The sequence below is a fragment of the Spirillospora sp. CA-108201 genome (assembly GCF_050936235.1).
GTDB lineage: Bacteria > Actinomycetota > Actinomycetes > Streptosporangiales > Streptosporangiaceae > Spirillospora.
Genome location: NZ_JBNJNE010000001.1, coordinates 4,183,284 through 4,209,802, shown reverse-complemented (window position 1 = coordinate 4,209,802; position 26,519 = coordinate 4,183,284). Strand labels below are relative to the sequence as shown.

25 protein-coding genes are annotated in these 26,519 nt (G+C 73.4%); 13 read left to right on the top strand and 12 right to left on the bottom strand.

The window, feature by feature from the left end:
• Positions 1–36: 36 nt before the first annotated feature.
• Entirely contained in the window at positions 37–681 is a 645-nt protein-coding gene (locus tag ACQEU6_RS20490) for a CatB-related O-acetyltransferase (RefSeq protein ID WP_499334063.1), read from the bottom strand.
• 47 nt (positions 682–728) lie between these two features.
• Between ACQEU6_RS20490 and ACQEU6_RS20485 the strand changes: the two genes are divergently transcribed.
• Positions 729–1,412: a TetR/AcrR family transcriptional regulator gene (locus tag ACQEU6_RS20485; RefSeq protein WP_499334062.1), complete on the top strand. Its 684-nt coding sequence runs from the start codon at positions 729–731 to the stop codon at positions 1,410–1,412.
• A 28-nt stretch (positions 1,413–1,440) separates the two neighbouring features.
• On the opposite strand, the gene ACQEU6_RS20480 is transcribed toward ACQEU6_RS20485, so the two are convergent.
• Complete coding sequence (locus ACQEU6_RS20480; protein WP_499334060.1) at positions 1,441–2,595, bottom strand: sensor histidine kinase; 1,155 nt, start codon at positions 2,593–2,595, stop codon at positions 1,441–1,443.
• Between the two features lie 456 nt (positions 2,596–3,051).
• Here ACQEU6_RS20480 and ACQEU6_RS20475 point away from each other — a divergent pair, with 456 nt between their 5' ends.
• Positions 3,052–3,960 carry an endonuclease/exonuclease/phosphatase family protein gene (locus ACQEU6_RS20475; protein ID WP_499340273.1) on the top strand — a complete coding sequence of 303 codons (909 nt, stop codon included), beginning with the start codon at positions 3,052–3,054 and terminating at the stop codon, positions 3,958–3,960.
• Between the two features lie 66 nt (positions 3,961–4,026).
• Positions 4,027–5,271 (top strand): serine hydrolase domain-containing protein, encoded by a 1,245-nt coding sequence (locus ACQEU6_RS20470; RefSeq protein WP_499334058.1) that lies wholly within the window; start codon positions 4,027–4,029, stop codon positions 5,269–5,271.
• A gap of 6 nt (positions 5,272–5,277) precedes the next feature.
• On the opposite strand, the gene ACQEU6_RS20465 is transcribed toward ACQEU6_RS20470, so the two are convergent.
• The gene (locus tag ACQEU6_RS20465; protein WP_499334056.1) at positions 5,278–9,306 is read right to left on the bottom strand and encodes an HU family DNA-binding protein; all 4,029 of its coding nucleotides are present in this window, start codon (positions 9,304–9,306) and stop codon (positions 5,278–5,280) included.
• A 161-nt stretch (positions 9,307–9,467) separates the two neighbouring features.
• On the opposite strand from ACQEU6_RS20465, the gene ACQEU6_RS20460 reads away from it, so the two are divergent.
• Genes ACQEU6_RS20460 through ACQEU6_RS20450 form a run of 3 tightly spaced genes read left to right on the top strand, consistent with a single transcriptional unit; the run spans position 9,468 to position 10,981 of the window.
• Positions 9,468–9,800, top strand: coding sequence for a helix-turn-helix domain-containing protein (locus ACQEU6_RS20460; RefSeq protein ID WP_499334055.1), 333 nt, complete (start codon positions 9,468–9,470; stop codon positions 9,798–9,800).
• Between the two features lie 18 nt (positions 9,801–9,818).
• Entirely contained in the window at positions 9,819–10,757 is a 939-nt protein-coding gene (locus ACQEU6_RS20455; RefSeq protein WP_499334053.1) for an ImmA/IrrE family metallo-endopeptidase, read from the top strand.
• The gene (locus ACQEU6_RS20450; protein ID WP_499334052.1) at positions 10,739–10,981 is read left to right on the top strand and encodes a hypothetical protein; all 243 of its coding nucleotides are present in this window, start codon (positions 10,739–10,741) and stop codon (positions 10,979–10,981) included. The genes ACQEU6_RS20455 and ACQEU6_RS20450 overlap by 19 nt, the downstream gene beginning before the upstream one ends.
• Before the next feature lie 909 nt (positions 10,982–11,890).
• Here the strand turns inward: ACQEU6_RS20450 and ACQEU6_RS20445 are convergent.
• The 3 genes from ACQEU6_RS20445 to ACQEU6_RS20435 all read right to left on the bottom strand — a co-directional run bounded on the left by ACQEU6_RS20445 (position 11,891) and on the right by ACQEU6_RS20435 (position 14,552).
• Entirely contained in the window at positions 11,891–12,850 is a 960-nt protein-coding gene (locus ACQEU6_RS20445; RefSeq protein WP_499334050.1) for an NAD(P)H-dependent flavin oxidoreductase, read from the bottom strand.
• Between the two features lie 344 nt (positions 12,851–13,194).
• The gene (locus tag ACQEU6_RS20440; protein WP_499334048.1) at positions 13,195–13,956 is read right to left on the bottom strand and encodes a hypothetical protein; all 762 of its coding nucleotides are present in this window, start codon (positions 13,954–13,956) and stop codon (positions 13,195–13,197) included.
• Between the two features lie 20 nt (positions 13,957–13,976).
• Positions 13,977–14,552 (bottom strand): hypothetical protein, encoded by a 576-nt coding sequence (locus ACQEU6_RS20435; RefSeq protein ID WP_499334047.1) that lies wholly within the window; start codon positions 14,550–14,552, stop codon positions 13,977–13,979.
• Positions 14,553–14,708: 156 nt separating this feature from the next.
• Between ACQEU6_RS20435 and ACQEU6_RS20430 the strand changes: the two genes are divergently transcribed.
• Positions 14,709–15,665, top strand: a complete 957-nt coding sequence (locus tag ACQEU6_RS20430; RefSeq protein WP_499334046.1) for a zinc-binding dehydrogenase — start codon at positions 14,709–14,711, stop codon at positions 15,663–15,665.
• On the opposite strand, the gene ACQEU6_RS20425 is transcribed toward ACQEU6_RS20430, so the two are convergent.
• Positions 15,649–16,818 carry an alpha/beta hydrolase family protein gene (locus ACQEU6_RS20425; protein WP_499334045.1) on the bottom strand — a complete coding sequence of 390 codons (1,170 nt, stop codon included), beginning with the start codon at positions 16,816–16,818 and terminating at the stop codon, positions 15,649–15,651. The two genes, ACQEU6_RS20430 and ACQEU6_RS20425, sit on opposite strands and share 17 nt — an antisense overlap.
• A 125-nt stretch (positions 16,819–16,943) precedes the next feature.
• Here ACQEU6_RS20425 and ACQEU6_RS20420 point away from each other — a divergent pair, with 125 nt between their 5' ends.
• On the top strand, positions 16,944–18,851 hold the full coding sequence (locus ACQEU6_RS20420; protein ID WP_499334044.1) for a glycohydrolase toxin TNT-related protein: 1,908 nt from the start codon (positions 16,944–16,946) through the stop codon (positions 18,849–18,851).
• Between the two features lie 12 nt (positions 18,852–18,863).
• Here ACQEU6_RS20420 and ACQEU6_RS20415 read toward each other — a convergent pair whose 3' ends face one another.
• Complete coding sequence (locus ACQEU6_RS20415; RefSeq protein ID WP_499334043.1) at positions 18,864–19,514, bottom strand: hypothetical protein; 651 nt, start codon at positions 19,512–19,514, stop codon at positions 18,864–18,866.
• A gap of 20 nt (positions 19,515–19,534) precedes the next feature.
• Positions 19,535–20,341: a class I SAM-dependent methyltransferase gene (locus ACQEU6_RS20410; protein WP_499334041.1), complete on the bottom strand. Its 807-nt coding sequence runs from the start codon at positions 20,339–20,341 to the stop codon at positions 19,535–19,537.
• A gap of 45 nt (positions 20,342–20,386) precedes the next feature.
• Here ACQEU6_RS20410 and ACQEU6_RS20405 point away from each other — a divergent pair, with 45 nt between their 5' ends.
• The 3 genes from ACQEU6_RS20405 to ACQEU6_RS20395 all read left to right on the top strand — a co-directional run bounded on the left by ACQEU6_RS20405 (position 20,387) and on the right by ACQEU6_RS20395 (position 22,829).
• Entirely contained in the window at positions 20,387–20,722 is a 336-nt protein-coding gene (locus tag ACQEU6_RS20405; RefSeq protein WP_499334040.1) for a hypothetical protein, read from the top strand.
• Between the two features lie 55 nt (positions 20,723–20,777).
• Complete coding sequence (locus tag ACQEU6_RS20400; protein WP_499334038.1) at positions 20,778–21,650, top strand: crotonase/enoyl-CoA hydratase family protein; 873 nt, start codon at positions 20,778–20,780, stop codon at positions 21,648–21,650.
• Positions 21,651–22,085: 435 nt separating this feature from the next.
• The gene (locus ACQEU6_RS20395) at positions 22,086–22,829 is read left to right on the top strand and encodes a polysaccharide deacetylase family protein (protein WP_499334037.1); all 744 of its coding nucleotides are present in this window, start codon (positions 22,086–22,088) and stop codon (positions 22,827–22,829) included.
• Between the two features lie 39 nt (positions 22,830–22,868).
• On the opposite strand, the gene ACQEU6_RS20390 is transcribed toward ACQEU6_RS20395, so the two are convergent.
• The 3 genes from ACQEU6_RS20390 to ACQEU6_RS20380 all read right to left on the bottom strand — a co-directional run bounded on the left by ACQEU6_RS20390 (position 22,869) and on the right by ACQEU6_RS20380 (position 24,833).
• On the bottom strand, positions 22,869–23,882 hold the full coding sequence (locus ACQEU6_RS20390; RefSeq protein ID WP_499334036.1) for an FtsX-like permease family protein: 1,014 nt from the start codon (positions 23,880–23,882) through the stop codon (positions 22,869–22,871).
• An 87-nt stretch (positions 23,883–23,969) separates the two neighbouring features.
• Positions 23,970–24,422 carry an ABC transporter ATP-binding protein gene (locus ACQEU6_RS20385; protein WP_499334034.1) on the bottom strand — a complete coding sequence of 151 codons (453 nt, stop codon included), beginning with the start codon at positions 24,420–24,422 and terminating at the stop codon, positions 23,970–23,972.
• 141 nt (positions 24,423–24,563) lie between these two features.
• The gene (locus tag ACQEU6_RS20380) at positions 24,564–24,833 is read right to left on the bottom strand and encodes a putative acetyltransferase (protein ID WP_499334032.1); all 270 of its coding nucleotides are present in this window, start codon (positions 24,831–24,833) and stop codon (positions 24,564–24,566) included.
• Between the two features lie 112 nt (positions 24,834–24,945).
• Here ACQEU6_RS20380 and fdxA point away from each other — a divergent pair, with 112 nt between their 5' ends.
• Together fdxA and dapC are read left to right on the top strand one after the other, a co-directional pair.
• Entirely contained in the window at positions 24,946–25,272 is a 327-nt protein-coding gene (gene fdxA, locus ACQEU6_RS20375) for a ferredoxin (protein WP_190860953.1), read from the top strand.
• A gap of 114 nt (positions 25,273–25,386) precedes the next feature.
• Positions 25,387–26,472: a succinyldiaminopimelate transaminase gene (gene dapC / locus ACQEU6_RS20370; RefSeq protein ID WP_499334030.1), complete on the top strand. Its 1,086-nt coding sequence runs from the start codon at positions 25,387–25,389 to the stop codon at positions 26,470–26,472.
• The last annotated feature ends 47 nt before the right edge of the window (positions 26,473–26,519 follow it).

Here is a 26,519-nt window from a genome sequence, read left to right as displayed (position 1 = left end):
AGGGGGAAGGGGCGGCGTTACCCCGAGCGGGCGGCGCTACTCCAGGCGGGCCGCCGCCTCCAGGTCGTCGACGCCGCCGGACATGATCGTGCGGACGTGCTCGGTGATGTGCTGGAGCGGCCAGTCCCACCAGGCGGCGGCCAGGAGGCGGGCCACGTCGGCGTCGTCGTAGCGGCGGCGGATGAGCTTGGCCGGGTTGCCGCCGACGATGCCGTAGTCGGGGACGTCGTCGACGACGACGGAGCCGGAGGCGATGATCGCTCCGTGACCGATCCGGACGCCGGGCATGACCGTGGCCCGGTAGCCGAACCAGACGTCGTGGCCGACCACGGTGTCGCCCCGTCCGGGCAGGCCGGCGATGAGGTCGACGTGCTCGGCCCAGGAGCCGCCCATGATCGGGAAGGGGAAGGTCGAGGGCCCGTCCATGCGGTGGTTGGCGCCGTTCATGATGAACCGCACGCCCTCGCCCAGCGCGCAGAACCTCCCGATCACCAGCCGTTCCGGCCCGTAGTGGTACAGCACGTTGCGCGTCTCGAACGCGGTCGGGTCGTCCGGGTCGTCGTAGTAGGAGAACTCGCCGACCTCGATCAGCGGCGAGGTGACCAGCGGTTTCAGCAGCACCACCCGCGGCTGGCCGGGCATCGGGTGCAGGGCGGTCGGGTCGGCGGGAACGAGCGGCATGACGGAGCGCCTTCTTAATGCGACAAGTGTTACGTTAGGATACTGCCATGACTTCGTCCCGCCGAGCAACCGGCTCACCAGCGACGACTCCCGGGGCGCCCCCGCCGCGGGACGGGTCCGCGCCCCGGCGCCGCCCCGGCGGCCGGACCGCCCGCACCCGTGCGCAGGTGCTCGACGCGGTCCTCGCGGAGCTCGGCGAGCACGGTTACGACGGGCTCACCATGGAGGCCGTCGCCGCCCGCGCGGGCGTGCACCGCGCCACCGTCTACCGGCGCTGGACCGACGTCGGCGGACTGCTGGCCGACGTCCTCGACGCGGCCGGCGACGACGACTGGCGCCCCCCGGACACCGGCTCGCTGGAAGGCGACCTGGCGGCCCTCAACCAGGAGATCCAGACGGCCATGGCCGCGGAGCCGCCGATCATGGCGGCCCTCATCGCCGCCTCGTTCCGTTCCGAGAAGGCCGCCGAGGCCCAGCGGCGACTCTGGGAGGACCGCTACGCCCGGTGCGAGGTCGTCGTCGGCCGGTCCGTCCACCGCGGCGAGCTCCCGCCGCACACCGACGCCCGGCGCCTGCTCGTCGCGGCCACGGCGCCCGTGTACCACCACCTGGTGCTTCTGCGCACGCCCCACGACCCGGACCTCCCCGCCCACGCGGCCAGAACCGCCGCCCTGGCCGCGGCCGCCGGAGCCTTCACCCGCCCTCCGCCGGCGAACGGAACACCGGAGTGAGGCCCGGAGCCCGGCGAGCGGGTCCCCCTCAGCGGATCTTGTAGGGCCCGCTGGCGGACGCCTCCCGCCGGGTCGCCGCCGCGCGCCCGCCGGGAAGGCGGATCGTGACGAGGAGGCCGCCGGCGGGGCGGGCGGCGAGGTCGAGGGTCCCGTCGTGAGCCCGGACGATGCTGTGCACGATGGCCAGCCCGAGGCCGACGCCGGCGTGCCCGCTGGTGCGGGTGCGCTGCGTTCCGCGCTGGAAGGGCTCGGTCAGGGTCGGGACCAGGTCCGGCGGGACCGTCCGGCCGGTGTTCTCGACCCGCAGCACGCTCGCGTCGTGCCGCGTCTCGGTGTGGACGGTGACGGTGCCGCCGTCCGGGAGGTTGTGGACGATGGCGTTCTGGACGAGGTTGGTCACCAGCCGCAGGAGGAGTTCCCCGGAGCCGAGGGCCGGCGCCTCCTCGCCGGTGACTTCGATCGTGATCCGGCGCTCCTCGGCGAAGGGGAGCAGCGTCTCGGCGGCTTCCTCGGCGACGAGGGACAGGTCGACCACCTCGCGGGTGAAGCTCCCCCGGTCGGTGCGGCTGAGCAGCAGCAGGGCCTCGGTGAGGTCGATCGCCCGCGTGTTGACGGTCTGGAGGCGTTCGATGAGTTCGCCCTGGTCCCGCGCGGGGTCGTCGCGGGCGGCGTCCAGGAGGGTCTGGGAGATGGCCAGCGGCGTCCGCAGTTCGTGGGAGGCGTTCGCGGCGAACCTCTGCTGCTCGGCGACATGGGATTCGAGTTGTTCGAGCATGGCGTCGAACACGTCGGCGAGCTCGCGGAACTCGTCCGTGCGGCCCCCCAGCCGGATCCGGTGGGACAGGGATCCGCCGGAGGCCATCCGCGCCGCGTCCGCGATCCGGTTGAGGGGGGCGAGCATCCGGCCGGAGAGGAACCATCCGCCGAGGAGGCCGAACACCAGGAGGAGGGCCATCGCCACGGTGGCGGCGGGATAGAAGCCGCGCAGGAGGTCGGAGCGGTCGGGCCCGACCACGATCACGATGCCGTGGCCCCTCTGGATGGCTCCGGCGTCGATGTCGCGCATCCAGCGCAGGACGAACACCCAGACCACGACCAGCAGGAGGGCGCCGCCCAGCAGGACGAATCCGGCGTAGCTGATGGTGAGCTTCAGCCGGGCGCTGAGCCCCGGGCGCCTATCCACGGGTGCCGCCGGGGTGGACGGGCTCGACGGTGCACGCACGCATGCTCTCGATGGTACGGACCGCTCCATATCGTCGGCATATCGGAAACTTCATACGCGCCCGCAACATCGCGCCGCGTTGACTCGCGGTGTGACTCGAAATCCACGTGCCCGCCCGCGCACGGACGCCGGCCCCGCCCAGGACCCGAGGACGCGGCGGTGACCGGCAGCGAGCGAGGACCGACGATGGCGCCGGCGGACCCGGCGGAGACCGGACGGGACGGCGCCGACGGGCACGCCGACGCCATGCCCCTGCCCACCGATCTCGTGACCTCGCACGCCGCCGACGTGCCCCGGGTCGCCGATGCCGGAACCCGGCGCTCGGGCGTCGACCGGGCGATCCGTGCCTGCTCCGGGCCGGGGCCCTGGAGGCGCGGCCTGGTGCTCGCGGCACTGGCGCTGCTGCTCGGCCTGCTCATGCTGCTCCACGCGAAGATCCCGAACCGGATCGGGAACGCCGGCAGCCTGGTGGAGACCTTCCTGCCGTGGTTCGGCCTGTTCGTCCCGGTGCTGCTGGCCGGGGCGCTGTGGCGCCGCTCCGCCTCCGCGGTCGCCGCGCTGCTGCTGCCGGTCCTGGTGTGGCTGAACCTCTTCGGCGGGCTGCTCGGCGACAAGTCCCACGCGGGCGGCGAGTTGATCATGGTCAGTCACAACGTCGGCGCCGACAATCCCGACCCGGCCGGCACCGCCCGCGCCCTCGTCGCCTCCGGCGCGGACGTGCTGGCGCTGGAGGAGCTGAGCGAGCAGGCCAAGGGCGCCTACGAGAAGGAGCTGGCCGAGGCGTACCTGTACCACACGGTGCAGGGCACGGTCGGGCTGTGGAGCAGGCTGCCGCTGTCGGACACCCGGCCGGTCGACATCAAGACCGACACCGGGCCGCTGGGGGACACCAAGCCTGCCGCGGTCAAGATGGGATACAACCGGGCGCTGCGCACCACGGTGGCCACGGAACACGGGCCTCTGGCGGTGTACGTGGCCCACCTGGGGTCCGTCCGCGTCAATCCCAGGGCGGGCTTCTGGACGACCCACCGGGACCGGGGCGCGCAGGCGCTCGGCCAGGCGGTCGCCGCCGAACGGAACGAGCGAGTGGTCCTGCTCGGCGACCTGAACGGCACCATGGACGACCGCGCGTTCGCCGGCGTCACCTCGCGGCTTCGCCCGGTCCAGGACGAGGCCGGGGACGGCTTCGGCTTCAGCTGGCCGGCGGCGTTCCCCATGGCGCGCATCGACCAGATCCTGGTCCGCGGCGTGGAGCCGAGAAGCGCGTCGGTCCTGCCGGCCACCGGCAGCGACCACCTTCCGGTGGCGACGGAAATCGACTGGTGAGCTCCGCGCCGCCACGGCGGCGCATCCCTCACGGCGCAGATCTCGAACCTGGAAAGGACTGTGGGCATGGACTCGAATCCGGGACGCGGTATCGGACGGCGGCGGCTGGTCACCTGGGGCGGTCTGGCCGCCGCCGGGACGGCGGCCGGGCTTCCGCTGGCGAGCGCCGGGACCGGCCACGCCGCTCCGCCCCCGTCCAGGCGCGACGAGATCCCGCCGGACACCCTGCCCGGCGGGGCCTACGACCGGTATGTGGCGAAGCTCGCCGCCGAGGGCAAGTTCTCCGGCCGGGTGCTGCTCGCGCACCGGGGGCGGACGGTGATGTCCCGCAGCTACGGCATGGCCGACGAGGCGAGGGGGATCCGCAACCAGGAGGGCACGGCGTTCACCCTCAGCTCGGCGGGCAAGCCGTTCTTCGCGGTGGCCATGCTGCAACTGGCCCAGCAGGGCAAGCTGCGCCTGACGGACACCGTGGGAGCCCACCTGACCGGCTTCGCCGAGTACGTCGCCGAAAAGGTGAACATCCACCACCTGCTGTCCGGCACCTCCGGGCTGGACGCGCCGGACGAGGACGTGCGGCACGTCTTCCAGAGCCGCGACGAGGTCCACGAGCACTACGAGCGGCGCGCCCGGCAGGCGAGGCCGGTGGGCGTCCCAGGCGTTCCGAACACCGCCCACGCGGAACCGGAGGTCACCATCTCCGCGCTGATCGTGGAGGCCGTCGCCGGCATGACGTACTGGGACTACGTCCAGGAGAACATCTTCAAGCGCTGCGGCATGACCGGCTCGGGCTTCTACACCCGTCCGCAGTGGACGACCGACAGGCACATCGCGCACCCGTACATGAAGGTGGACGGCGGCGGCATCGTGGACGCACTCCACAACCTGGACAAGGGCAGCCCGAACCCGTACGTGCTCGGCAAGAACCCGGGCCGCGCCTTCATCGACGCCCCCGGCGACGGCGGTTTCGCCACCGCGCCGGACCTGGCCCGGTTCGCGCGCGGCCTGACCGACGGCACGGTGCTGGAGCGGCCCTGGGCCGACGTGCTCACCTCGGCCAAGATCCCTCACGGGCCGGCGTCGTTCGGCGCGTACGGGATCCCGATCAGCATCGTCGAGGGCCAGTGGATGTACCAGCGCGCAGGAGGCAACCCCGGTGTCGGCGCCAACTGGAGCATCTACCCGGACACCGGCTGGGTCGGGGTCATCCTCACCAACCGGGACGTCGACGGCGGCTCACTGGTGGACGTCATGGGCCAGGAGATGAAGGCCGTCACCGGCGCGGAGCCCGACCCCGGCTCAGGCGGCTGAACCGGCCTACCGCGGCCCGCGGGGCTGCGCGTCCCTCCACGCGCGGTCGAACAGGACGGGGACGGGGCCGGACGGGACGGCGGCCATGTTCGCCAGGGAGCGGCGCTCGTCCGCCAACGGCAGCAGACGGATCTTCGGCGCCTCGATGGGGAGGCGCGGCGCCTTGTGCTCCCGCCAGGCGCCGTGCACGAACAGCGAACGTCCCGCACGCGCCCTGGTGGCGCTCAGCACGAGGCCCGTACCGCCGAGTTCGGCCACCGCCGCCTTGAACCGGGCGGGCTTCCAGCCGGTCCACTCCTTCACGTTCCGGTCGGACGGGTCGGGCAGGGCGAGCAGCATCAGGTAGAGGGCCGCCGCGTCCTCGCCCAGCCGGTGGGTCTCCGCGCATTCCTCCACCAGGTGCGGCACCGAGCGTGCCGGGTGCTGCTCCCAGCCCGGCGCAAGGTCCGCGCCGCCGGCCAGGTGCGCACCGAGCGCGGCGAAGTCGTCGCTGAGCAGAAGACGCAGGTCGGCCAGTGCGGGAAGCCCGGAACCGCCGGGCACCACCTGGGACGGCAGGGTCGCGTCGTAGTAGTCGTCGAGGATGTCGAGCAGCGGGTCGTCCGGCCCCTTCACCGCGGCCGGATCCACCCGCAGGTGGCGGAGGCGCAGGAGGTCGTCCTCGACGAGCGTCACCGCCGGATGGGCGGTGAGCACGTCGGTGGGCGGCGGGTCGCCCATGAGGTGGTTGCTTTGCAGCGAGAACAGGGTGCGCGGACCGGAGGCCTCGCGCAGCCGGGAGATCGCGGCGCCGATCGCGGGGCGCAGCGGATCGCCGGCCGGGGTCCGGTAGGCGAGCCAGGCGGCGACGCGCGGCAGGGCGAGCGGGTCCGGTTCGCCGGAGAAGGCCGAGGCGTCCGCGAGGCAGTCCGCGCCGGCGGCGACACGGCCGATGAGCACCCACGGCCGCAGCGGCGCCCGGCCGCTCCGCCAGGGCCACGGGGCCTTCGGGTCCGCGCGTGTCAGCGGAACCTCGCCCTTGGGCCGGGTGATCTCCTTGAGCGCGCGGGGCAGCAGCCCGGCGGGCACGGGGAACGGGGCTCCCGACCGCTCCGAGCACCACGCGAGCGCGCGGTCGACCGCCGGGCCCGACGTCCACAGCTCCTCCGGGTCGTCCGGCAGGAGCCGTTCGTAGAGCCTGGTGTAGAACTCGGCCGGCTGCAGGGCCCTGAGGCCCTCCTTCACCTGGTCCGTCCCCGAGTGCCACCCCGAACCGAAGTGGACCAGCCGGACGGGGTCGTCCTCGCCCAGCTGGTACGGCGCGGACGAGACCGCCCCCTGGAGCACGACGGCCGCCTCGGTCTCCGACAGGCCCGTCTTCTCCGCGAACGCGGCCGCCAGTTCAGGCCTGATCCGGGGGCGGTCCCGTTCGCGCCAGAGCTCGCTGAAACGCGCGAACCAGTCGCGGGAGCGCACCGGCTCCAGCACGCAGGCGTCGAGCAGGCGCGCACCGGCCGCCGCCAGCGGGCCCTCCTCGGCGAACTTCCCCTCGGGGGCGTACTCCAGGAGCAGCCGTTCCGGGGGCACCCCGTACTTGGCGCTCACCACCAGGGCGACGGACGCGGTCGTGCGGAACGCCATCCCAGGGGTGGCCATGCCGCCCTTCGTGTCCTCGGGCAGTTCGCAGCGCACCACCCGCCAGCGGCCTGGCTCGCCCGACACGAAGGGGTAGGACGCGTAGGCGGCCGGCCTCTGGTACGAACGCGCCCTCGACCTTGAGGCGACGCCGGTGTGCACGGTGGTGTTGACGTGGTTCGGCCGGAGTTCCAGGCCGATCAGGTTGCCGTCGAACTTGCCGCTCGGCGTGCCCATGTCGCCGTCCCAGACGGGCGTGCCGGAGCCCGCCAGGTCCATGAGCCAGCCGCACTGCCGCACGACCGGGTCGACGGTCCGCGCCGGGGCCGCCTCCTTCGCCTCCTCTCCCGGAGTGAGGCGGCGGACGAGGCGTTCCAGCCCCACCCGGCAGTTGACCGCCGTGACCAGCGAGAACGCGACCCTGTCGAAGGTGCCCCTGTCCTGCTCCTTCAGCTCCGGCAGCGCCTCGGAGAGGGCCGCGAAGTTCGGCCCCGACACCGAGCGGTTGATGTAGTGGGGCTCCAGGAGCTTCATCAGCTCCTCGACCCGTTCGCGGGTGAACTCCTCCGGCAGGTCGGCCATGAGCAGCGCCATGACGTCCACCGCCGCGAACTCCCGCGCGGCCTCGGCGTCCTTGAGCAGCAGATCCACGGCCGCGCCCACGTGCACGAACCGGGCCAGGAGCATCCGCAGCCCGTACAGGTCGACGCCCTCGCGCAGCAGGGCGCGCTCGCGGGCGCACCACGCGCGCACCTCCTCGTGCCCGATCGGGTTGTCGAACAGCACCGGGAGCTTGCCCCAGCCCTTGGTCTCGTGCGGCTCGTACCAGGTGTTGGACGCCTGGTCCCCGACGGTCATGTCGAGGTCGCCCCGCGCCCGGGCGCGCAGTTCCCGCGCGAACCGCTCGTCCGCCAGCACGTGCCGCAGCTCGGGGCGGCGGTCGATCACCAGGTCGGGCAGGAACGCGGGGCCGAGCCGCTCCGGCGGGTCGGCGACGGGGACACCGTGCTCCAGCAACATGTCGATCATGTCCAGGGGCGTCCGACTGCGGCCGGTCTCGTCGAGCCGCCAGAAACGGAACGCCACCGGCACCCCGTCGGACGCGAGCCGCGGGGCGATCCGCTCGGCCACCTCGTACAGCTCGCCGAACGGATCCCTCCACTGACGTCGCTGCACGCAGGCGACCAGCCAGGCGGCGGCGTCCCCGCGCTGGAGGCCGGGGGCCTCCCCGGCCAGCATCGCCAGGGCGCCGCTGCGGTCGAGCAGCTTCAGCCACAGCGGCCCATGGGCCGGATATCTCGGACGCAGTTCCAGCGCCCGCCGCGCCGTCTCCGGCCCGGACACCAGGTCCATGGCGCGGCCCTTCAGCGCGTCGTTCCAGAACGCGTCGTCGCTCAGCGACACCTCGTCCGCGGCGAAGGGGGACCGCAGGAACTCCGCGAGCTCCTCCTCGGGATCCAGCCCCGCGGCCTTGGCGATCTTCCGGAGGTCGGAGGCGAGCCGGGGGTAGACGTCGCCGCCGGCCTCGACCCGCCACACCATCACCTCGCGGAAGCGGGCGAGGCCCTCCGGCGTGGCCGCGCCCTTGGCGCCGAGGTCGCGCGCCCAGGCCCGCAGGATCGTCGCCGACACCACCTCCGCGTGCTCCTCGTAGCGGTCGGCCAGCCACTCCGGATCGGGATGACGCGCCAGCGTCCGTTCGAGCTTGCGTGCGCGGCCGAACCAGGCGGCGGCCAGGTTCGGCTCGTGGGTGAGGGCGGCATCGGCCACCTCGTCCAGAAGTGTGATCAGGAGTCCGGGGGCCGACTCCTCCAGGCCCGACAGGATCTCCTCCACGGCCGGCTTGTAGAAGGAGCGCCAGCGACCGGTCCGGACCTCCAGGGTGTGGACCTTCTCCACCGCGAGCCGCTCCGCCTCGGGGTGCGCCTCGACGACGCGCTCGGGGAAGGGGACCACGCTGGCGTAGGGGGCGGGCAGGCCGGTCTCGAACAGGCCCTCCGGCTCCCACCCGTCCACCGCCATCAGCATGTCGCGGTAGCGGACGGTCGACTCGCCGAGCACCTGGGTGAGCCTGCGGTCGTCGGGGCCGACGTAGGTCCGCGCGCACAGCCCGCCTTCGACCGGCTCCGTGGTGAGGGCGACACCCGCTTCGTCGAGCGCCGCCGCCCAGAACGGGTCGGCGTCCGCCAGCGCGCGTGGAACACTCACACCCTTGGCCGCCCAGGAGCGTGCCGCTTCGTCGCACTGCTCCTCGTGGCGCTTCAGGTACCGCCGCACCGTGTACATGGCGGCCAGGCCGGGCGCGCCCCCCAGCTGCTCCGGAGCCTGCTTGAGTCTCCGCCCATGAGGATTGCGGTAGACGACCTCCAGACCGTCCGTGAACTCCGCCGTATACCCACCGGCCTCGATCCGCCACCCCATACGCCCCGCGCCCCCCCATCTCGATCTTGACGCGCCAGCGTACGCACGATGACCGACGTCGGCCACCAGACTCGGACCTCAGAAGTGGCCCCACAGTTGACCGGTCATGTCGGCCGCGCCTATTCTGAATCACAGATCGACATAGTGATTCAGGAGTGGTCATGGCAAAAGTCGGCGCGCTCATCGAACGCGCCCGCGTGGCGGCCGGGCTCAGCCAGCGAGGGCTCTCGGAGGCAACCGGCATCTCCCAGTCCACCCTGTCGCGGATCATCTCCGGTGGCCGGGTGGCGAAGATGCCGGAGATCGTGCTGATCGCCCAGGCGACCGGGCACACCATCCCGCAGCTGACCGGAACCGGGACCGTGGCGGACCGCGTGCAGTACGCGGCGCGCGCGACGAACGGCTCCGGCATGGAGGAGATGCGCGATGCGCTCCTCGGCTTCCTCGAACTGAACGACTACCTGGACGATCAGGCCGTTCCCGCGACGGTCTGAGCTGGAGGCCGGAGCGAGGTGAACGTCGAAGCCGAAGGTCGAGCAGCTGCGCAGCGGTTCCGTCACGAGCATCATCTCGGGGTGCAGCCGCTCGGGGACCTGGTGACGGTCATCGAGCAGACGACGGGGATCGACGTGGCGGTGCTCGACGTAGGCCCTGACGAGCACGGCCTGGCGATGCGAGACCCAGACCGAGCAGTTGTGTTCATCGGGGTCGCGCGCACCAGGCATCCAATGCGGCAGCGCAGCACGCTCGCTCACGAACTCGCCCATGTCCTCTTCGAAGACTGGACCGATACCGAATCGGTCGACCAGAGCGAACCGTCTCCGAGGGAGGGCAGGTGCCGCGCCTTCGCCCGGCACCTCCTCCTGCCTCTGGAAGGTCTGCGCGAGTTCTTGGGCGGTCGGCAGGAGGTGACCCTGGCATCGTTGTCGGCAGTGGTGCAGCGGTTTCTGGTATCTCCCGCGATCGCCGCGATCGCCCTTGAACAGGCCGAGTACATTGACCGCCCGATCAGCGAGCGGTGGGCGGAGCTCTACACCCCCCAGTTGGCCGCCCGGTTCGGGTGGACCGACCAGTACCGCGCGCTACAGACCGAATCCGACAAACGGCGAACACCGCAGCAACTGCTCACACGCACGATCAACGGCTACGCGCTCGGGGTGCTGTCCGCTCAGGCCATAGCCACCTTGCGCGGCGTCACCCTCGAAGAGGCCGAGGCCGACCTGCGCGAGGCGGGTGTCGACCCCATCGAACCCGCCGTCACCTGGGCCGATGCCTCCGATCTTCCTGATGTGAACGTGGATCTGTCCGGCTTGGACGACGACGCGCCGCGTGGCGACGAGCCGGGAGCGGCGGCCTGGCGGCCTTCTGGCTGGTCCACCAGGGACGTCCTGTCGAGGAGCAGCCGGTCGTCTTCCTCGAGAGCGAGGGCGCCATGGGACCCGTCGCACTGAACCTGTGCGACCTGCTCCACCTGCTCGCGGGCGGCCTCGGGCCCTACGAGGCCATCACCTTCGGGGCCTCCTACTGGGACGCCGACCCGCAACCCGAGATCGCCCGCATCGCCGAAGACCACTTCGGACCGCGCCAAGCGCGCACACCTCAAGAGATCATCGACGACGCCGACAGCGAGTACTCCGACCTCATGGACCGCGTCGACGCGCTCAGCATGTACTGACGGCGCTGCCACCGCCCCGCCCGGTGACGCCGACCTCCTACGCGACCTCGGCGATCACGTGCCGGATGTCCCCCTCATACGCCCTGGCCCGGCAGCATCACGATCAACTCGACGCTGCGGGGGTGGCTGTTTCCTTCGGGGGATCGAGGGTCTTCCTGCAGATCCAGGTAGGTTCCACAGATGCGCCAGGGAGGCTCCGATTCCGCCTTGGCGTTGGTGCTGGCGGAGACGCTGGTCTCCCAGATCGCCCCCGCGCTCGAACAGGCGGTTCAAGTGCCGGGTCACTTCGTCGGCTGCCGCGGCTGAGTCGGGGAGCACAGTGAAGATGACCAGCGCCTTCATCGCGCTCAGGATGACCGCGGCCTTCGCCGGCTCGCTTTCTTTCAACAGGAGGGTGTCCCACAACTCGGTGATCTCGTCGTAATGGGGGGCTGATGCGGGGCATGCTGGTCAGTGCCCTGGTGGCTGCCGGCCAGCGGTGGTGAAGCGGGTGGCGTACACCCGGTGAGCCTTGCGCGTGGCCGGTCAGGCGGCCTCGGTGGCCAGGGCCCGCGCTCTGCTGCAGAGCGGCGCGGTGCAGTGCGAGTGGGGCGGTGACGCGGACCGAGTGGCTTTGGCCGCGACGGATGGTCCGCCCGGAGCCGTTTGCCTGGCGGACGGCCTCGTCGCCGGCGGCGCGCAGATGGTCGGCGAGCAGGCCAGGCAGGTCGAGCACTACGTCCGGGTCTGCCGCGGGCAAGCCGTGCGGCTGGCCGGGGGCGGTGGCCGGGCGTGTCGAGCTGGTCGGGCAGTTCGGGGGCGCGAGCGGCGTCCAGGACGCGGCGGATGCTCTTGGGGGCGACCTGGTGCTGGCGGGCCAGGGCTTTGACGGCGGTGCCGTCCCGGTAGGCCGTCACGGCGGCGGCCTAGCTAGCGGCGTCCTGCTTGGGTCAGGGCTTGTTCGGCCTGGGTGGCCATCGCGTGGACGAGGTCCTCAGCGGAGGGGAGGTCGGTGATGAGGTCGACGCCCTCCCCGGCCCAGATCGGCAGTGGCGGGATCGCGCCGCCGGCCACGTCGTCCTGGTACGCCCGACGAGCTTGGGGGTCGGCGGTGAGTTCCTCTTCCCGGCCGCGCCAGCGCTCCAGGTAGGGGTGGCCGAGGGTGCGCGCCGAGTACTTCGACGGCCATGGGGAGTTGCGGGCGATGTCGAGCACGTTGCTGCGCTCGGTGTCCTGCCCGCGTCCTTCGAGGATCGCCTTGGTGGTCGCGGGCTCGACCAGAGCCTCGGTGGTCGCCTGGAAGCGCGTGCCGATGAGCGCCCCGGCGGCGCCCAGCACGAGGGCCGCCGCCACGCCGCGGCCGTCGGCGATCCCACCGGCCGCCAGCACGGGAATGGGCGAGACGAGGTCCACCACTGCGGGGACGAAGGGCAAAGTGGCCCGCCCGCGCGAGGCTCCGTGCCCGCCGCTCTCGGTCCCCTGCGCCACGATCGCGTCGGCGCCCAGCCCGGCGGCCCGCTCGGCCTCCTCCAGGTCGCAGACCTGCACGATCAGCAGGGCGCCCGCCTCACGGACGCGTTCCGCGTACGGGCTCGGGTCGCCGAAGGACAGCATCACCGCCCTGGGCCGGTAGCCCAGCGCCAGATCCACCGCCGCGAGATCGATGCTCCAGGTCAGAAACCCGATGCCCCACGGCTTTCCGGTGGCCGCCACGATCGGCGCCTCGCGCGCCAGCCAATCCGGGTCGCCGTTCGCGCTGCCCAGCAGACCGAGCCCGCCCGCACGGGAGACGGCCGCGGCCAGCTCGCCGCCCGCCGACCCTCCCATCGGCGCGAGCGCGATCGGATACCGCACCCCGAACATCTCCGTGAACGCCGTCGACCACTCCATCCCCGCATCATCGCGCACGGCCTGATCTCCGGATCGGCCAGTACGGCCGGAGACGGCGGTTGGTCAGGAAAGCCATTCCCCCGAGGCGACCTGCTCACGGGTGTAGACCTCGTAGCCAGGAGGGATCTTGCCCGCCTCCAGATGAGAGCTGATGAGAACGGCCTCTCGGTCCGCCTCCCGGGCCGCGCGTTCACACGGGGTCTCCGGGGACTGGGGCCCTTCGTGTTCGGCGGCCTGCATGACTCTGTTCTCATTTCGGGGATGCGCGGCGGCCTGAACGGCACTGTGCACGTGGCCGAGGTCCGGCGTGCTGGGCGGCGCTGCGAGACCGGGTGGGGGCGGGGTCAGTTGTGGGTGTTGGTCTGGATTTCGCTGACGGCCAGGGGGGTGGGCTCGGAGGTCATGGTGTGGTCGTCGAGGCCGCCGCCGCAGACGGCGCCCGTGCAGGTCCAGACGAGCTTCCAGGTGATCGTGGCGGTGATCTGCCAGGCGCCGCCCGGCTGGCCCGTGGAGGAGCGCCGGTAGGTGTAGCCGCAGGTCTTTCCGGTCTCGCTGCCCGCGTCGTCGCAGGTGATCTGGGTCTCGCCGAGGTTCCAGTTGACGGACGAAGGGGTCGCCGTCGCCTGGACGGTCACGCCGCCCTGCGAGATCGGGTCGGTCTGGACGACGGTGAAGCCGTCCACCCAGAGGTTCGTCCGCAGCCGGACGAAGGTCTTGTCCTTGGGGGCCGTGTAGGCGGTCGGCACGGGGAACGGGGCCGAGGCCTTGGCCCGCTGCATCATCGTCCAGACGTCGGGCGGCTGGGCCGCGGGCGGCGCGTTGCCGCCGGGGGTGTCGACGCCGTCCACGGCCTGGTTGTCGGTGAGGCCTTCGGGGTCGGGCGGGGCCACCGGGCCGCTGACTCCGCCCGATCCGCCTCCGCCGTTCCCGCCGCCGCTTCCTCCGCCTCGTCCGCCGGTGACGCCGGACAGGTTGCAGTCGAGGCCCTTGCCCGAGGCGCCGCATCCGTCGGCGAGGGCGTGGGCCGGGGCCGCGAAGGTGGAGAGGAGGGCCGCCGCCACGGTGATGCCCGACGCCGCGCGGCGCCGGGTGGGGGTGTGAGACATCGCGTGTCCTCTGGGGAATGTCAGCATGTGCGGTCCCGGACGGAGGCGGCGACCTTCCAGGAGTCACCGTCGTACTGGACGGTGTACCGGTAGAGGTAGGCGCCGCCCTTGCCTCCGCCCGTCCGCTTGCCGGTCTTGGCGGAGAAGCGGTAACCGGCGACGGTGTTGACGCAGTCGATCAGGTAGACCTTCGAGCGGTCCTTGGAGGCCGCGTAGACCCGGGGGTTCAGGGTCTTCGCGAAGCGCCAGATCTGACCCTTGGCCTTGGTGGCCTCGACGTCGTCGGTGACCTCGGTGAGGAGGGGGTCCATGGCGACGTCGGCGAGCTCGGCGGCGTCGTTCTTCTCGTAGGCCTTCTGGTAGGCGGCCTGGTAGGCGCGGTAGCGGGCGAGGACCGTCTTGAAGAGCTGGTCCGTCGGGACCGCGGTGGGCGCGGCGGCGGCAGGGGTGCCGCCGTTCTCCAGCCGGCCGTTGGGGGACAGTTCACCGCTGGCGGACGAGCCGGACGTTCCGCATCCGGCGGCCGCGCACACGGCGAGGACGGCCGACAGGCAGGCGGCGCGGCGAGGCCCCAGAGGGGAGGAACGTATGCGCATCGCCATCCCTGAGCGGCAGCAGACAACGGGCCGAATACGCGCGAAAGCTTACAGAGATGCGTGGGGTGAGAAAAGGGATTCGTTGCGTCCCGCTTGACCTCGACCTTGCTTGAGGTACCAGGCTCCTGGTGAAGACGCTGATGGGAGGAGTCGAGCATGCGTGCCGTGTGGTTGAGGAAGTTCGGCGGTCCGGAGGTTCTGGAGGCGGGGGACGCGCCCGATCCGGTGCCGGGCGAGGGCCGGGCGCTGGTCGAGGTCGCGTTCGCCAACATCACGTTCGTGGAGACGCAGCTGCGGTCGGGCACCGGTCCGATGCCGGTGCGGCTGGAGCCGCCGGTGATCCCGGGCAACGGGGTCGGCGGCGTGGTCGCGGAGGTCGGCGACGGGGTGGACGGGGCGCTCGTCGGACGGCGGGTCGTCAGCAGCACCGGCGGGACCGGCGCCTACGCGGAGAAGGCCGCCGTGGACGCGAGGGGCCTGTTCGAGGTGCCGGACGGCCTGGCGCTCGACGACGCGGTCGCCCTGCTCGCCGACGGGCGCACGGCCGTGATGATGACGCGCGCGGCCCGGCTCCGCGAGGGCGAGCGCGTCCTGGTGGAGGCGGCGGCGGGCGGGGTCGGGACGCTCCTCGTCCAGCTCGCGAAGGCGCGGGGGGCGACGGTCGTGGCGGCCGCGCGGGGTGAGCGCAAGACCGGGCTGGCCGTGCGGCTGGGGGCGGACCAGGCCGTCGACTACGGCGAGCCGGGCTGGGCGGAGAAGGCCGGGCCGGTGGACGTGGTGTTCGACGGGGTGGGCGGCGACGTGGCACGCGAGGCGTTCGGGCTTCTCAGGAAGGGCGGGCGGATGGTCAGTTTCGGGCTGGCGAGCGGGGAGGAGGCGAACATCCCCGAGGAGGACGCCCGGGAGCGGGGCGTGACGCTGGTCTGGCCCAAGGCCGCGCCGGAGGAACTGCGGGAGTTCACGGAGCACGCGCTGCGCGAGGCGGCGGCCGGACGGCTCACGCCGGTGATCGGGCAGCGCTTCCCGCTCGACGGCGCGGCCGAGGCGCACGCCGCGATCGAGACGCGCCGGACCGTCGGCAAGACCCTGCTGGAGGTCAGCCGATCCTCCTGAGGAACGCGGTCAGGGAGCGCTCGTAGGCGGCGGGGTCGACGTTCCAGGACTCGGTGTGGTCGCCCGGCGTGGGGATGTGGGTCACCGTGCCGGGCGGCGCCTCGCGGGCGAAGGCGAAGGCGGGGCCGTTGGCGACGGTGGCGTCGTCCTCGGTGGTGAACATGAGGACGGGCGTCCGCAGGTGGGGCGCGAACCGGCGCATGTCGAAGTCGGTCAGGTCGATGCCGATGCGCCACTGCAGGACGCGCTTGGCGATGTCCGTCATGAAGCCGGGCAGGTGGCGCGCGTCGCCCTGCTTGTCCAGGGTGGCGTTCCAGTCCACGACGGGGGAGTCGAGCACGACACCGCGCACGAACGACGGGTCGCGCTGCAGCGTCGTCAACGCCATCGCGCCGCCCATCGACCACCCGTACAGGACGACGCCCGTCGCGCCGTGTGCGCGCGCGTAGCCGATGGCGGAGACGACGTCGTGCCATTCCTTGTCGCCCAGATGGTTGCGGCGGTCCTGCGACGGGGGCGCGCCCACGTCGTTGCGGTAGGCGATGGACAGCATCGGCATGCCCAGCGCGTGGACGGTGCGCATGACGCGGAACGTCTCCGCCTTGTCGGCGTTGCGCCCGTGGACCCCGATGACCCAGGTGCCCTTGCCGGTCGTCCCCGGGACGAGCCACGCCGGCATCGGCCCGACCTCGGACGGATACATGACGTCCTGGAACGGCAGCCCGAGCGCCGTCTTCGGGTCGCCGTCGTACATCCAGTGGTCGATCACCGCGGGCGCGTCCTTCACCAGGTCGCCCTCCACGGGGGACACCTTCCGGACGACCTGCTCGTCGTTCCCGCCGACGACGGGCCCGAGCAGGGCGCGCCCGCCCTTCCAGGCCAGGGCCCAGGCGCCGGGGCGCTCCGTACCCGGCTCGCGGGGCAGCGTGACGGTGCCGTCGCCCGCGTCCTCGATGGTCAGCGGGTACTCGGCGGAGTGGTCGACCTCGATGGCGACGCCGGCGAAGTACCAGCCGACCCCGCCGACCAGCGCGCACAGCAGCGCGGTGATCGTGACGACCGCCGACATCAGCGGGCGGGCACGGCGGCGGCGCCGGCGGTGCGGCGGGCCGGGGGGCGCCGGGACGGACGACGCTGGTGCAGCGGTGGACACGACATACGAAAGTAGCCTCCCGCGAGCGTCGCCAGCGCCCGGGGCGGTGCGCAATACATTCATTAGTGCGGTTAATCTGCCGATCAGGTGCCATAGGGGGAGCCATCGGGACGGAGGGACGCGCGGTGACGGGCCAGGACGACCGCGTCGCGGAGTTCGAGAGCCGGGTCGCCGAGTGCGCGCGCCGGCAGGCGCCGCCCGGCTGGCGGCGGATCGACCTGCACTGCGCCGCCACGGTCGCCGGGAAGAACGTCTCGCTGACGGTGCTGACGGGCGAGGGCCGGATCCAGATGTCCGGGGACGTCCCGGAGGAGCTGGCCGGCCTGCTGCTGGATCTGCGCCGTGCCCGGTACCGGCCAGAGCGGGGCACCTGGTTCTCGATGGTCATGATCATCGAGCCGGGTTCGGCGTGCCCGCTCTACAACGACGACTTCGACCCGCTGTGGGATCCGCCGATCCCGGCGGAGCACTGGCGGCGCGACCAGACCGTGATGCCGCGGGACGGCGGCGACGTGCCGGGCTGGCTGCGCGACCGGCTGGAAGGGCGCGAGCCCGCCGAGCCGCCCGCCTCCGCCCCGGGGCCGATGGACCCGGTCGAGCAGATGGAGCTGCTGTCGGACCGGTTCGCGATCCTGGTCGCCTCCCACGCGCCCGGGCTGTGGGAGCGGATCTCCGGGCACTACCAGGCGGTCGGCGGGCGCGCCGAGATGCCCGCGATGCCGTGCCGCCTGGCCGGCGGCGCCCGGACGTCCTGGACGGCGCCCGCCGCTGCCGCCGCGCTGCTCGACCGGCTCCGCGCCGGGACGCACGCGTTCCAGGGCTCCACCTGGTCCAGGGTCGACTTCGAGGTGCTGTACGAGGACGGGGCCGTCCGCTGCCGCGCGCGCTTCACCCACGACGACGAGCCGCGCTGGGAGGAGGAGCCGTCCGCCGACGACGTCCGGCGCGAGCTGGAGCGGTTCCCGCGCGAGGACGTCCCGGACTGGATGGTGCGGCGCCTCGGGCCGCGCCCCCGGCCCGAGGCGGTCGCGGCGGCGCCGCGACCCGGACTGCGCCGGGCCAGGATCTTCGACCACGCGGGCCCGGACGGGAGCCGCCCGGCCGTGTCGCGCCCGCCCGTCCCACCGGACGAGGCGGGCCGCGTGGCCGAGTACCTGCGGCAGGCCCCGACCGTCATGGCGGCGCGCTCGAACGCCCCCGACCGGCTCGACCCGTCGCGCGGCGCGGCGGTGCCGCTGACCTTCCACACCGACGGGACGTGGGTGTGGTCGGGCGCGGTGGCCTACTACCTGACCGAGCACGGCGTCCCGCCGGAGCCCGATCTCGTCGCGCACATCAGGGCCGGCGGGTTCCGCGTCCCCGACGTGGACGAGGGCACGATGGACGCGGCGAACGCCGCCGTCACCGGGCGCGCCGCGCCCGGGCGCGTCCGGCCCGAGGCCGGGCCCGACTGGGCGGGGGCGCTCCAGCACCGCCTGGACCAGCTCCGCGTCGACCGCGCCGCCTACCGCGTCAACGACGTGGCCGAGGGCGTCTGGTGCCTCACGGCGCGGCAGGGGCGCTGGTCGGTGTTCCGGATGCGCGACGGCGAGCGCCGCAAGGAGGCCGTTTTCGACGACGCCGAGCAGGCGTCCGCGCACCTGCTCGGGCGGCTGCTGCTCGACCCGCGCCACACCGTCGGGGACGGGCCGTTCGCGCCGCTGAAGGGCGAGCCGCCGCTGTCGCTCCTGCGCGACCGCCACGTGATGGAGCTGGCCGCGGGAACGGAAGTGGACCGCTACGGCGCACCGGACGGGAACGTGACGTACGCGGCGCGCACGCCCTTTCCGCAGCGGTCGCTGCCGCCCGGGTGGCGGGAGCGCCCGTACCGCGTCTACCGGTTGCGGCGGCCGATGGAGACGCTGACGGGAACGGCCGTCCCGTGGTTCGGGCAGCCGGGAGGCGGGACGGCGCACGTGTTCCGGCGGTCGATGGCCGACCTGGTCGCCGACGGGAGCCTCACCGAGGTCCCGGACGCCCGACCGGACACCTGACGGGACGAACGCTCAGGCCTGGCCGATCGCGGAGACCAGACCGAGGGCCAGCACCAGGTCGAGGTGGATGAACGTCTCCAGCTTCGCGCCCGGCGGGACGTCCGGGTCGGCGGCGAGCCGGTCCAGGACGGCGAGCGCGGCGGGGCTGCCGAGGTCGTCGGCCAGCGCGGCCTCGGCCTCGGTCGCGTACGCGCGGTCGATCGGCCGCCCCGGCGAGGTCGCCCACTCGGCGACCCTGCCGCGCCACGCGTCGAGCCGCCGCGCGGCCGCCGACAGCCTCTCCTCCGACAGCTCCAGAGGCTCCCGGTAGGGGACCTCCAGCATCGCCAGGCGCGCGGTCAGCGGATCCGCCGCCGTCCCGGTCTCCTGCGGGACGGCGAGGCACAGCGCGTCCACGCCGGCCGTCTCGGACACGTACACGTCGGCGTCCGGGCGCACGCCGTCCGCCACCTCGAACGGCAGGACGTTGTAGTCGTCCAGGCCCGACGCGGCGCCCGGCGTGCTCACGACCTGGACGCGGCGCCCGCCCCGTTCGGCGACCCGGCGCAGCAGGTCGGCGACGACCGCGCGGCGGTACGCGCCGTCCACGACCTGGACGCGCAGCCCGCGTCCGGCGGGCAGCGCCTCGGAACGTCCCGTCCGGTGGTCGTGGAGCCGCAGCATGCCTCCACCCTAGGGCGCGCCTACCCGGAGTGGTCGGCGCCCATCGGCCCGAACGGCGTCGGCGCGGCGCCGTCCGACCGGCGGACGGCCGCGAACCGCAGCCGGACGTAGTCGGCGACCCAGCCCGACTCGCGGCGCAGCGCGGGCGCGGCGAGGTCGTTGACGCGCTCTAGCAGCGGGTCGACCAGCTCCGGCGGGACGTCGGCCAGCGCGCGGGAGGCGTAGGCGCGGACCCAGTCGGCGGCGCCGTCCGGGCCCTCGCTCATCCGGGTCGGGCGCTCGGCGTGCTCCAGCAGCCGCAGCGTGAACCCGGCCTCCTCCAGCTTGGTCGCGTACGCGGCCGGCGACGGGAAGTACCAGGGCAGCTCGGGCTCGCCGAGGCCGAACACCCGCCACGCCGTCTGCATCGCGACGATCAGCTCCGCGCAGTTGCCCGCGCCGCCGAGCTCGCCGACGAACCGGCCGCCGGGGCGCAGCGCCGCGTGCACGCGGCCGATCACCGCGTCGGGGTCGCGGGTCATCCAGTGCAGGGCCGCGTTCGAGGCGACCGCGTCGAAGGACTCGCCCACGGTGAAGTCGTGGGCGTCGCCGACGACGAACGACAGCCCGGCGTGCATGGCGGTCGCCTGCGCGACCATCTCGGGGCTGCCGTCGATGCCCAGCACCTCGGCGCCCCGCTCGGCGATCTCCGCGCTGAACGAGCCGGTGCCGCATCCGAGATCGATGACCCTCTCGCCGGGCTGCGGATCGAGCAGGTCGACGAGGGGCGCACCGTGCGCGGACACGTACCCGAAGGCGGAGTCGTACGTCGTCACGGCCCAGTTCACTGTCATAATTTATCGGACATCACCCGATGGTGAGGTGGGGATGCCGTGGCGGACGTCACGTCCGAGATCCGGGTCGTCGGGGCCGAGGGGCCGGACGGCCTGACCCTGCGCACCTCCGGCCTGTCCGCCCGGGGCCTCCCGGAACTGCGCGCCGACGGGCTCCCGCCCTATCTGGGGCAGGGCTGGGCGCGCGTCCTCGGCGCGCTCGCGCGGCGCCTCGCCGCCACGGGGGAGATCCCGGACGAGCTCGCGCCCGGCGTCGAGATCCGCCTCGCGCCGGCGGACGACGGCGCGCTGGCGCCCGTCCCGCCGCCGGGACGCGACCTCGCCGAGTGGCGCCGGGACGTCCTGCTGCGGATGTTCCCCGAAGCCCGCGCCTGACGGACGCCTTCCTAGAATCGGATTCTGACAGCCGGGCTGGAGAAGGGTGCGCAGGGTGCCGTACGCAGAGATCGGGTACGAGGTTCGGGACGGGATCGCGACCGTCACGCTCAACCGGCCGCAGAAGATGAACGCCTACACGTTCGTCATGCGGGGCGAGATGCTCGACGTCTTCGACCGGATCGACGCCGACGACGACGTGCGCGCGGTCGTCGTGACCGGCGCCGGGCGCGCGTTCTGCGCGGGCGCCGACCTGAGCGGCGGCGGCGACACCTTCGACAAGGACAAGTCCAGGGACATGTTCGCGGGGGAGGACGACGTCCTGGAGGACGGCACCCCGCGCGACGGCGGCGGGACGGTCGCGCTGCGCATCGCCCGCTGCCTCAAGCCCGTCATCGGCGCGTTCAACGGCGCGGCCGTCGGCGTGGGCGTGACCATGACCCTGCCGATGGACGTCCGGCTCGCCAGCGAGAAGGCCAGGTTCGGCTTCGTGTTCGCGCGGCGCGGGATCGTCACCGAGGCCGCCTCCAGCTGGTTCCTGCCGCGCCTGGTCGGCATCGCGCAGGCCATGGAGTGGGCCGCCACCGGCCGGATCTTCGACGCGCGGGAGGCCCTCGCGGGCCGCCTCGTCTCCCGCGTGTACGCGCCCGACGAGCTCCTCCCGGCCGCCTACGCGCTGGCGCGCGAGATCGCCGACAACACCTCCGCCGTCTCGGTCGCGGCGATCCGGCGCCTCATGTGGTCGGGCCTGTCCGCGCCGTCCCCGTGGGCCGCCCACATCGCCGACTCCCGCCTCATGGCCTCGCTCGGCGGCGGCGCCGACGCCGCCGAGGGCGTCTCGTCCTTCCTGGAGAAGCGCGACGCCGTCTTCCCGCTGCGCGTCAGCAAGGACCTCCCGCCCGAAGTCCCCGACTGGCCCGTCCGCTGACGAGCGCGCCGCGCAGAAGGGCCTGGGCGCCTCGAAACCCGACGAGCCGGGGGCGGCGTCCGAAGAGCTCTCAGGCGGCCACAGAGCCGCCAGGACGGCGCGAGGGGCGCCCCGGGCGGAGCGGTCCGTCGCATGACGGAGGGGAATTTCCCGGTGCGTCCCAAGGACGATCTTGATTTTCCGGACCATAGGGAAGCGTGTCTCATCGGTTACGGAGGGTATTAAGCCGCCCGAGGTCACACGTTATGGGGGTGCCTGGTGCGGATCAGGAATTGTGCCGTCATCGGTGCCGGACTCCTGCTCGCGGCCGGATGCAGCCACGCGGAGCGGCAGGCGCGGACGGCTGGGGAGCACGGCGCGTTCAAAGGCAGGGCCACGGCGACGCGGCCACCGAGCCCGACGCCGCCCCCGCCCAGGAAGATCGACTGTGACCGGGTGAAGTGCGTCGCGCTGACGTTCGACGACGGCCCCGGCCCGTACACGGCGCGGCTGCTCGACACGCTCAAGAGGAACGGCGCGCGCGCCACGTTCTTCATGCTCGGCGAGAACGTCGGCGCCCACCGCGACGTCGTGCGCCGGATGGCCCTGGAGGGCCAGGAGGTCGCCAACCACAGCTGGTCGCACCCGGATCTGACGACCCTGTCGTCCGCCGAGGTGCGGTCCCAGATCCAGCGCACGCAGAAGGCTGTCAAGGACGCCTCCGGCGTCGCGCCCACGCTGGTGCGGCCGCCCTACGGGTCCACGAACAAGCGCGTCGAGACCGCGATCGGGATGCCCCTGGTCCTCTGGAGCGTCGACACGCTCGACTGGCGCTACCGCGACGCCGCCCGCGACACGCGCGTCGGGGTCAAGGAGCCGAAGACCGGCGGCATCGTCCTGTTCCACGACATCCACAAGCCGAGCGTCGACTCCATTCCCAAGGTCGTGGACGGGCTGCGCAAGCGCGGGTTCACGTTCGTGACCGTCTCGGAGCTGTTCGCCGGGCAGCGGCTCGCGCCGGGCACGTCCTACATCGAGCGGACCGCGCCGCCCACGCAGGTCACGGCCAGTCCGCCGCCCACGGGACCGTCCGCCGGCCCGTCGTCGGGAAGCAGCGCCCCGGCGCCCGGAACCGCGGAGTCCGGCGGCCCGGCGCCCAGCGGCCCGGCGCCCGCCCCGCCCGCCTCGCCGAGCCCCTGACCCGCCACACCTCAGGACGGTGGGCCGGCCCCGGGCCGGCTAGTGGCGGCCGCCCGCGACGGATTCGCCCGGACGGACGCGCAGCAGGGCCAGGGCCGGCAGGAGCGTGGCGGCCAGGGTCAGGGCGAGCGCGGCGGCGACCACCGCGGCGAGGATCCACGGGGAGCCGTGCGGGACGGGCGCGTCCAGGACGCTCAGGCTCAGCGGGACCAGCGTCGCCGCGGCGACCAGCGCTCCCGCGGCGAGCCCGGCCGCGGTGACCAGGACGGCCTCCACCGCCATCATCCGCAGGACCTGCCGGCGGGCCGCGCCCACCAGGCGCAGCAGCCGGAACTGGCGGCGCCGCTCGCCGACGGCGAGGATCTGCGCGTTGACCAGCGCGATCGCGGCGTAGCCGACGACCACGGCCAGCACCAGCCAGGACATCCACGCCTGCGTCCGGTCCTGCTCGGCGCGCAGCGCGGACAGCGTCCCCCGGTCGACCACGCGGAGGCCGGGGCGCCCCTGGGCGAGGGTGCGGGCGAGCCGGCCGTGGTCGGCGCCCGGCTGGGCGGTCACCATGATCTGGGGGACGAGCCCGCCGCCGGTGTGCGGCAGGAGGGTCGCCGCGGGCAGCAGCGCGGTCTCGTACCCGGGCCGCGTGCGGACGGTGGCCACGAGCCTGAGGGCGGCCCGGCTGCCCTCGCCCAGCCGCATCGGGACCGTGTCGCCGATCCGGTAGGGAGCGGCGAAGCGCTCCGGCAGCGCGACGGACGCGCCGTCGAGGGCGTCGAGGCTGCCGCCGGTGGCGCGGTACGCGGTCGTCCGGGCCACGCCGGCGGCGGTGACCCCCAGCAGCGCCATCGTCGGCGGCTGCGGGGCGCCCTCGCCCGCGTCGCCCTTGCGGACCAGGGGCCCCGCCAGTTCGGCGGGCTCGATGTAGCCGGTGCTGGTCACCTGGGCCGAGGCGGCCGCGACGCCGGGCCGCCGGGCGATCCAGTCGACCGTGTCCAGCGTCAGGCCGCCGGTCGGCGAGGTGACCGCCAGGTCGGCGCGGAGGTTGTCCCGGAACACCGCGCGCCCCCTCGGCCTGGGTGGTCTGCATGTAGGCCAGCGCGAGCGCCAGTCCGGTGGCCAGCATGACCGGCAGGATCGCGCCGGTCAGCCGCGAGGTGCCGGCCCGCGCGTTCTCGGTGGCCAGGTACCCGGCGCAGCCGGTCGCGGCCCGGCCAGCCGCAGCGGCAGCGTCACGTTGTCCACCACCGTCAGCTCCGGCAGCAGGTTGAACGCCTGGAACACGAACCCGATCCGCTCGCGCCGGAGCCGCGTCAACGCCCGTTCGCCCAGCGCCGTCAGATCCGCCCCGGCCAGCCGCACCGCTCCCGACGTCGGCCGCTCCAGCCCCGCCGCGCAGTGCAGGAGCGTGCTCTTGCCCGACCCCGACGGGCCCATCACGGCGGTGAACGACTCCCGGTCCAGCCGGAGGGGCACCCCGTCCAGGGCCGCCACACCGCGCCTGGAACCGCCGTACACCTTGCGCATGGCCTCCAGCCGCACGACCTCCTCCGGCCCGGTCACCGGATTCCCGCCCGCCCGCTCAGCAACTTCCGTCATGCCGTCAATGCTGGTCGCGGGCATGGGACCGCCGACAGCCTCGACTGGTTGAACCCGTCGTCCACCGATCGGTGGACGGCCGCCCGGGACGCGCCGGGCGGCGTCGTCCCGCCGACACGCCGACGGTCTCCGGCGCGGGCGCTATTCCTCTTCGGGCTCCTCGCGGCGGGGACGCCGGCGGGGCGGGGGCTGCGGCGGGACGACCTTCGCCGCGACCATGGACGCCTCCGGCACCTCGACGAGCTCACCGGTGCGGCGGCGCACCGCGAGCGTCCCGGCGGACCATGATTCGAGTACGCCCACGACGTCGCTGTACCCTCCCGTAGGCAGACGGCGGCGCAGCGAGATCCGCTGGCCCACGTCCGCGCCACTGATGGCCACCACCAGGCGTGCGGCGAAGCGGCCGGACATGTAGGGACCCCCATGTCGAATCGACGGCGGCGGGGTGGCCATACTATTCACAGCGAGCTTGCGGTGAGCCGTGACGTGCGGCGGGGCCGGAAATCCGAGAGGAGTCACTGACGTGACCTACGTCATTGCGCAGCCCTGCGTGGACCTGCTCGACAAGGCATGCATCGAGGAGTGCCCGGTCGACTGCATCTACGAGGGGAAGCGTCAGCTCTACATCCACCCGGACGAGTGCGTCGACTGCGGTGCGTGCGAGCCGGTTTGCCCGGTTGAAGCCATCTACTACGAGGACGACGTCCCCGATCAGTGGAAGGACTTCTACAAGGTGAACGTGGAGTTCTTCGACGACCTCGGCTCGCCCGGCGGCGCGTCCAAGGTCGGGAAGATCGACAAGGACCACCCGATCGTCGCCGCGCTGCCTCCGCAGAGCCAGGACGACTGATCCCGGCGGGTCTGGAGCGCTCCGCGCGGGCGCTCCGGGGTCCGCCTGTGCCGTGAACCGGGCCGTGGTCGGGAACGACCGCGGCCCGGCGTTTTCTCCAAGGAGGTATGGGCGTTGTTCACGCTGCCGGACTTTCCGTGGGATCGTCTCGCGCCGTACAAGGAGCGGGCGCTGGCGCACGCGGACGGCATCGTCGACCTCTCGGTCGGAACGCCCGTGGACCCGACGCCCGAGCCGATCAGGCGGGCCCTCGCCGGCGCGTCCGACGCGCCGGGCTACCCGCAGACCTACGGGACGCCGGAGCTGCGCGAGGCGGTCGCGGGCTGGCTGCGGCGCCGCGCCGGCGTGACGGGCGCCGACCCGGACGCGGTGCTCCCCGTCATCGGCACCAAGGAGCTCGTCGCCTGGCTGCCGACGCTGCTCGGCGCCGGACCCGGCGACAAGGTCGTCTTCCCCGCGCTGGCCTACCCGACCTACGACGTGGGCGCCCGGCTCGCCGGGGCCGACCCCGTCGCGACCGACGGCACGCTGTCCCTCGGCCCGGTCGCCCCGAAGATCGTGTGGGTGAACTCCCCGTCCAACCCGACCGGCAAGGTGCTGCCCGCCGAGCACCTGCGCAAGGTCGTGGCGTGGGCGCGCGGCCGGGGCGCGGTCGTCGTCAGCGACGAGTGCTACCTGGAGTTCGGCTGGGACGAGGGCGACCCGCCGGTCTCGATCCTGCACCCGGACGTCTGCGAGGGCTCCCACGAGGGGCTGCTCGCGCTGAACTCGCTGTCCAAGCGGTCGAACATGGCCGGCTACCGCGCCGGGTTCGTCACCGGCGACCTCGCGCTGGTGAAGCGGCTGCTGGAGGTCCGCAAGCACGCCGGGATGATCGTCCCCGCGCCGGTGCAGGCCGCGATGACCGTGGCCTACGGCGACGACGCCCACGTCGACGAGCAGCGGGCCCGGTACGCGCGGCGCCGCGCGGCCCTGCGCGAGGCGTTCGAGAGGCACGGGTTCCGCATCGAGCACTCCGAGGCGTCCCTGTACCTGTGGGCCACGCGCGACGAGCCCTGCTGGGACACCGTCGCCCATCTGGCGTCCCTCGGCGTCCTGGTCGGCCCCGGCGAGTTCTACGGCCCGGGGGGCGCCCGGCACGTCCGCATCGCCTTCACCGCCACCGACGCGCGCGTGGCCGCCGCCGCCACGCGCCTCTGAGACGCCGCCCGGCGCGCGGCCGGGCGCGGTCCCGGCCGGTTCCGGCC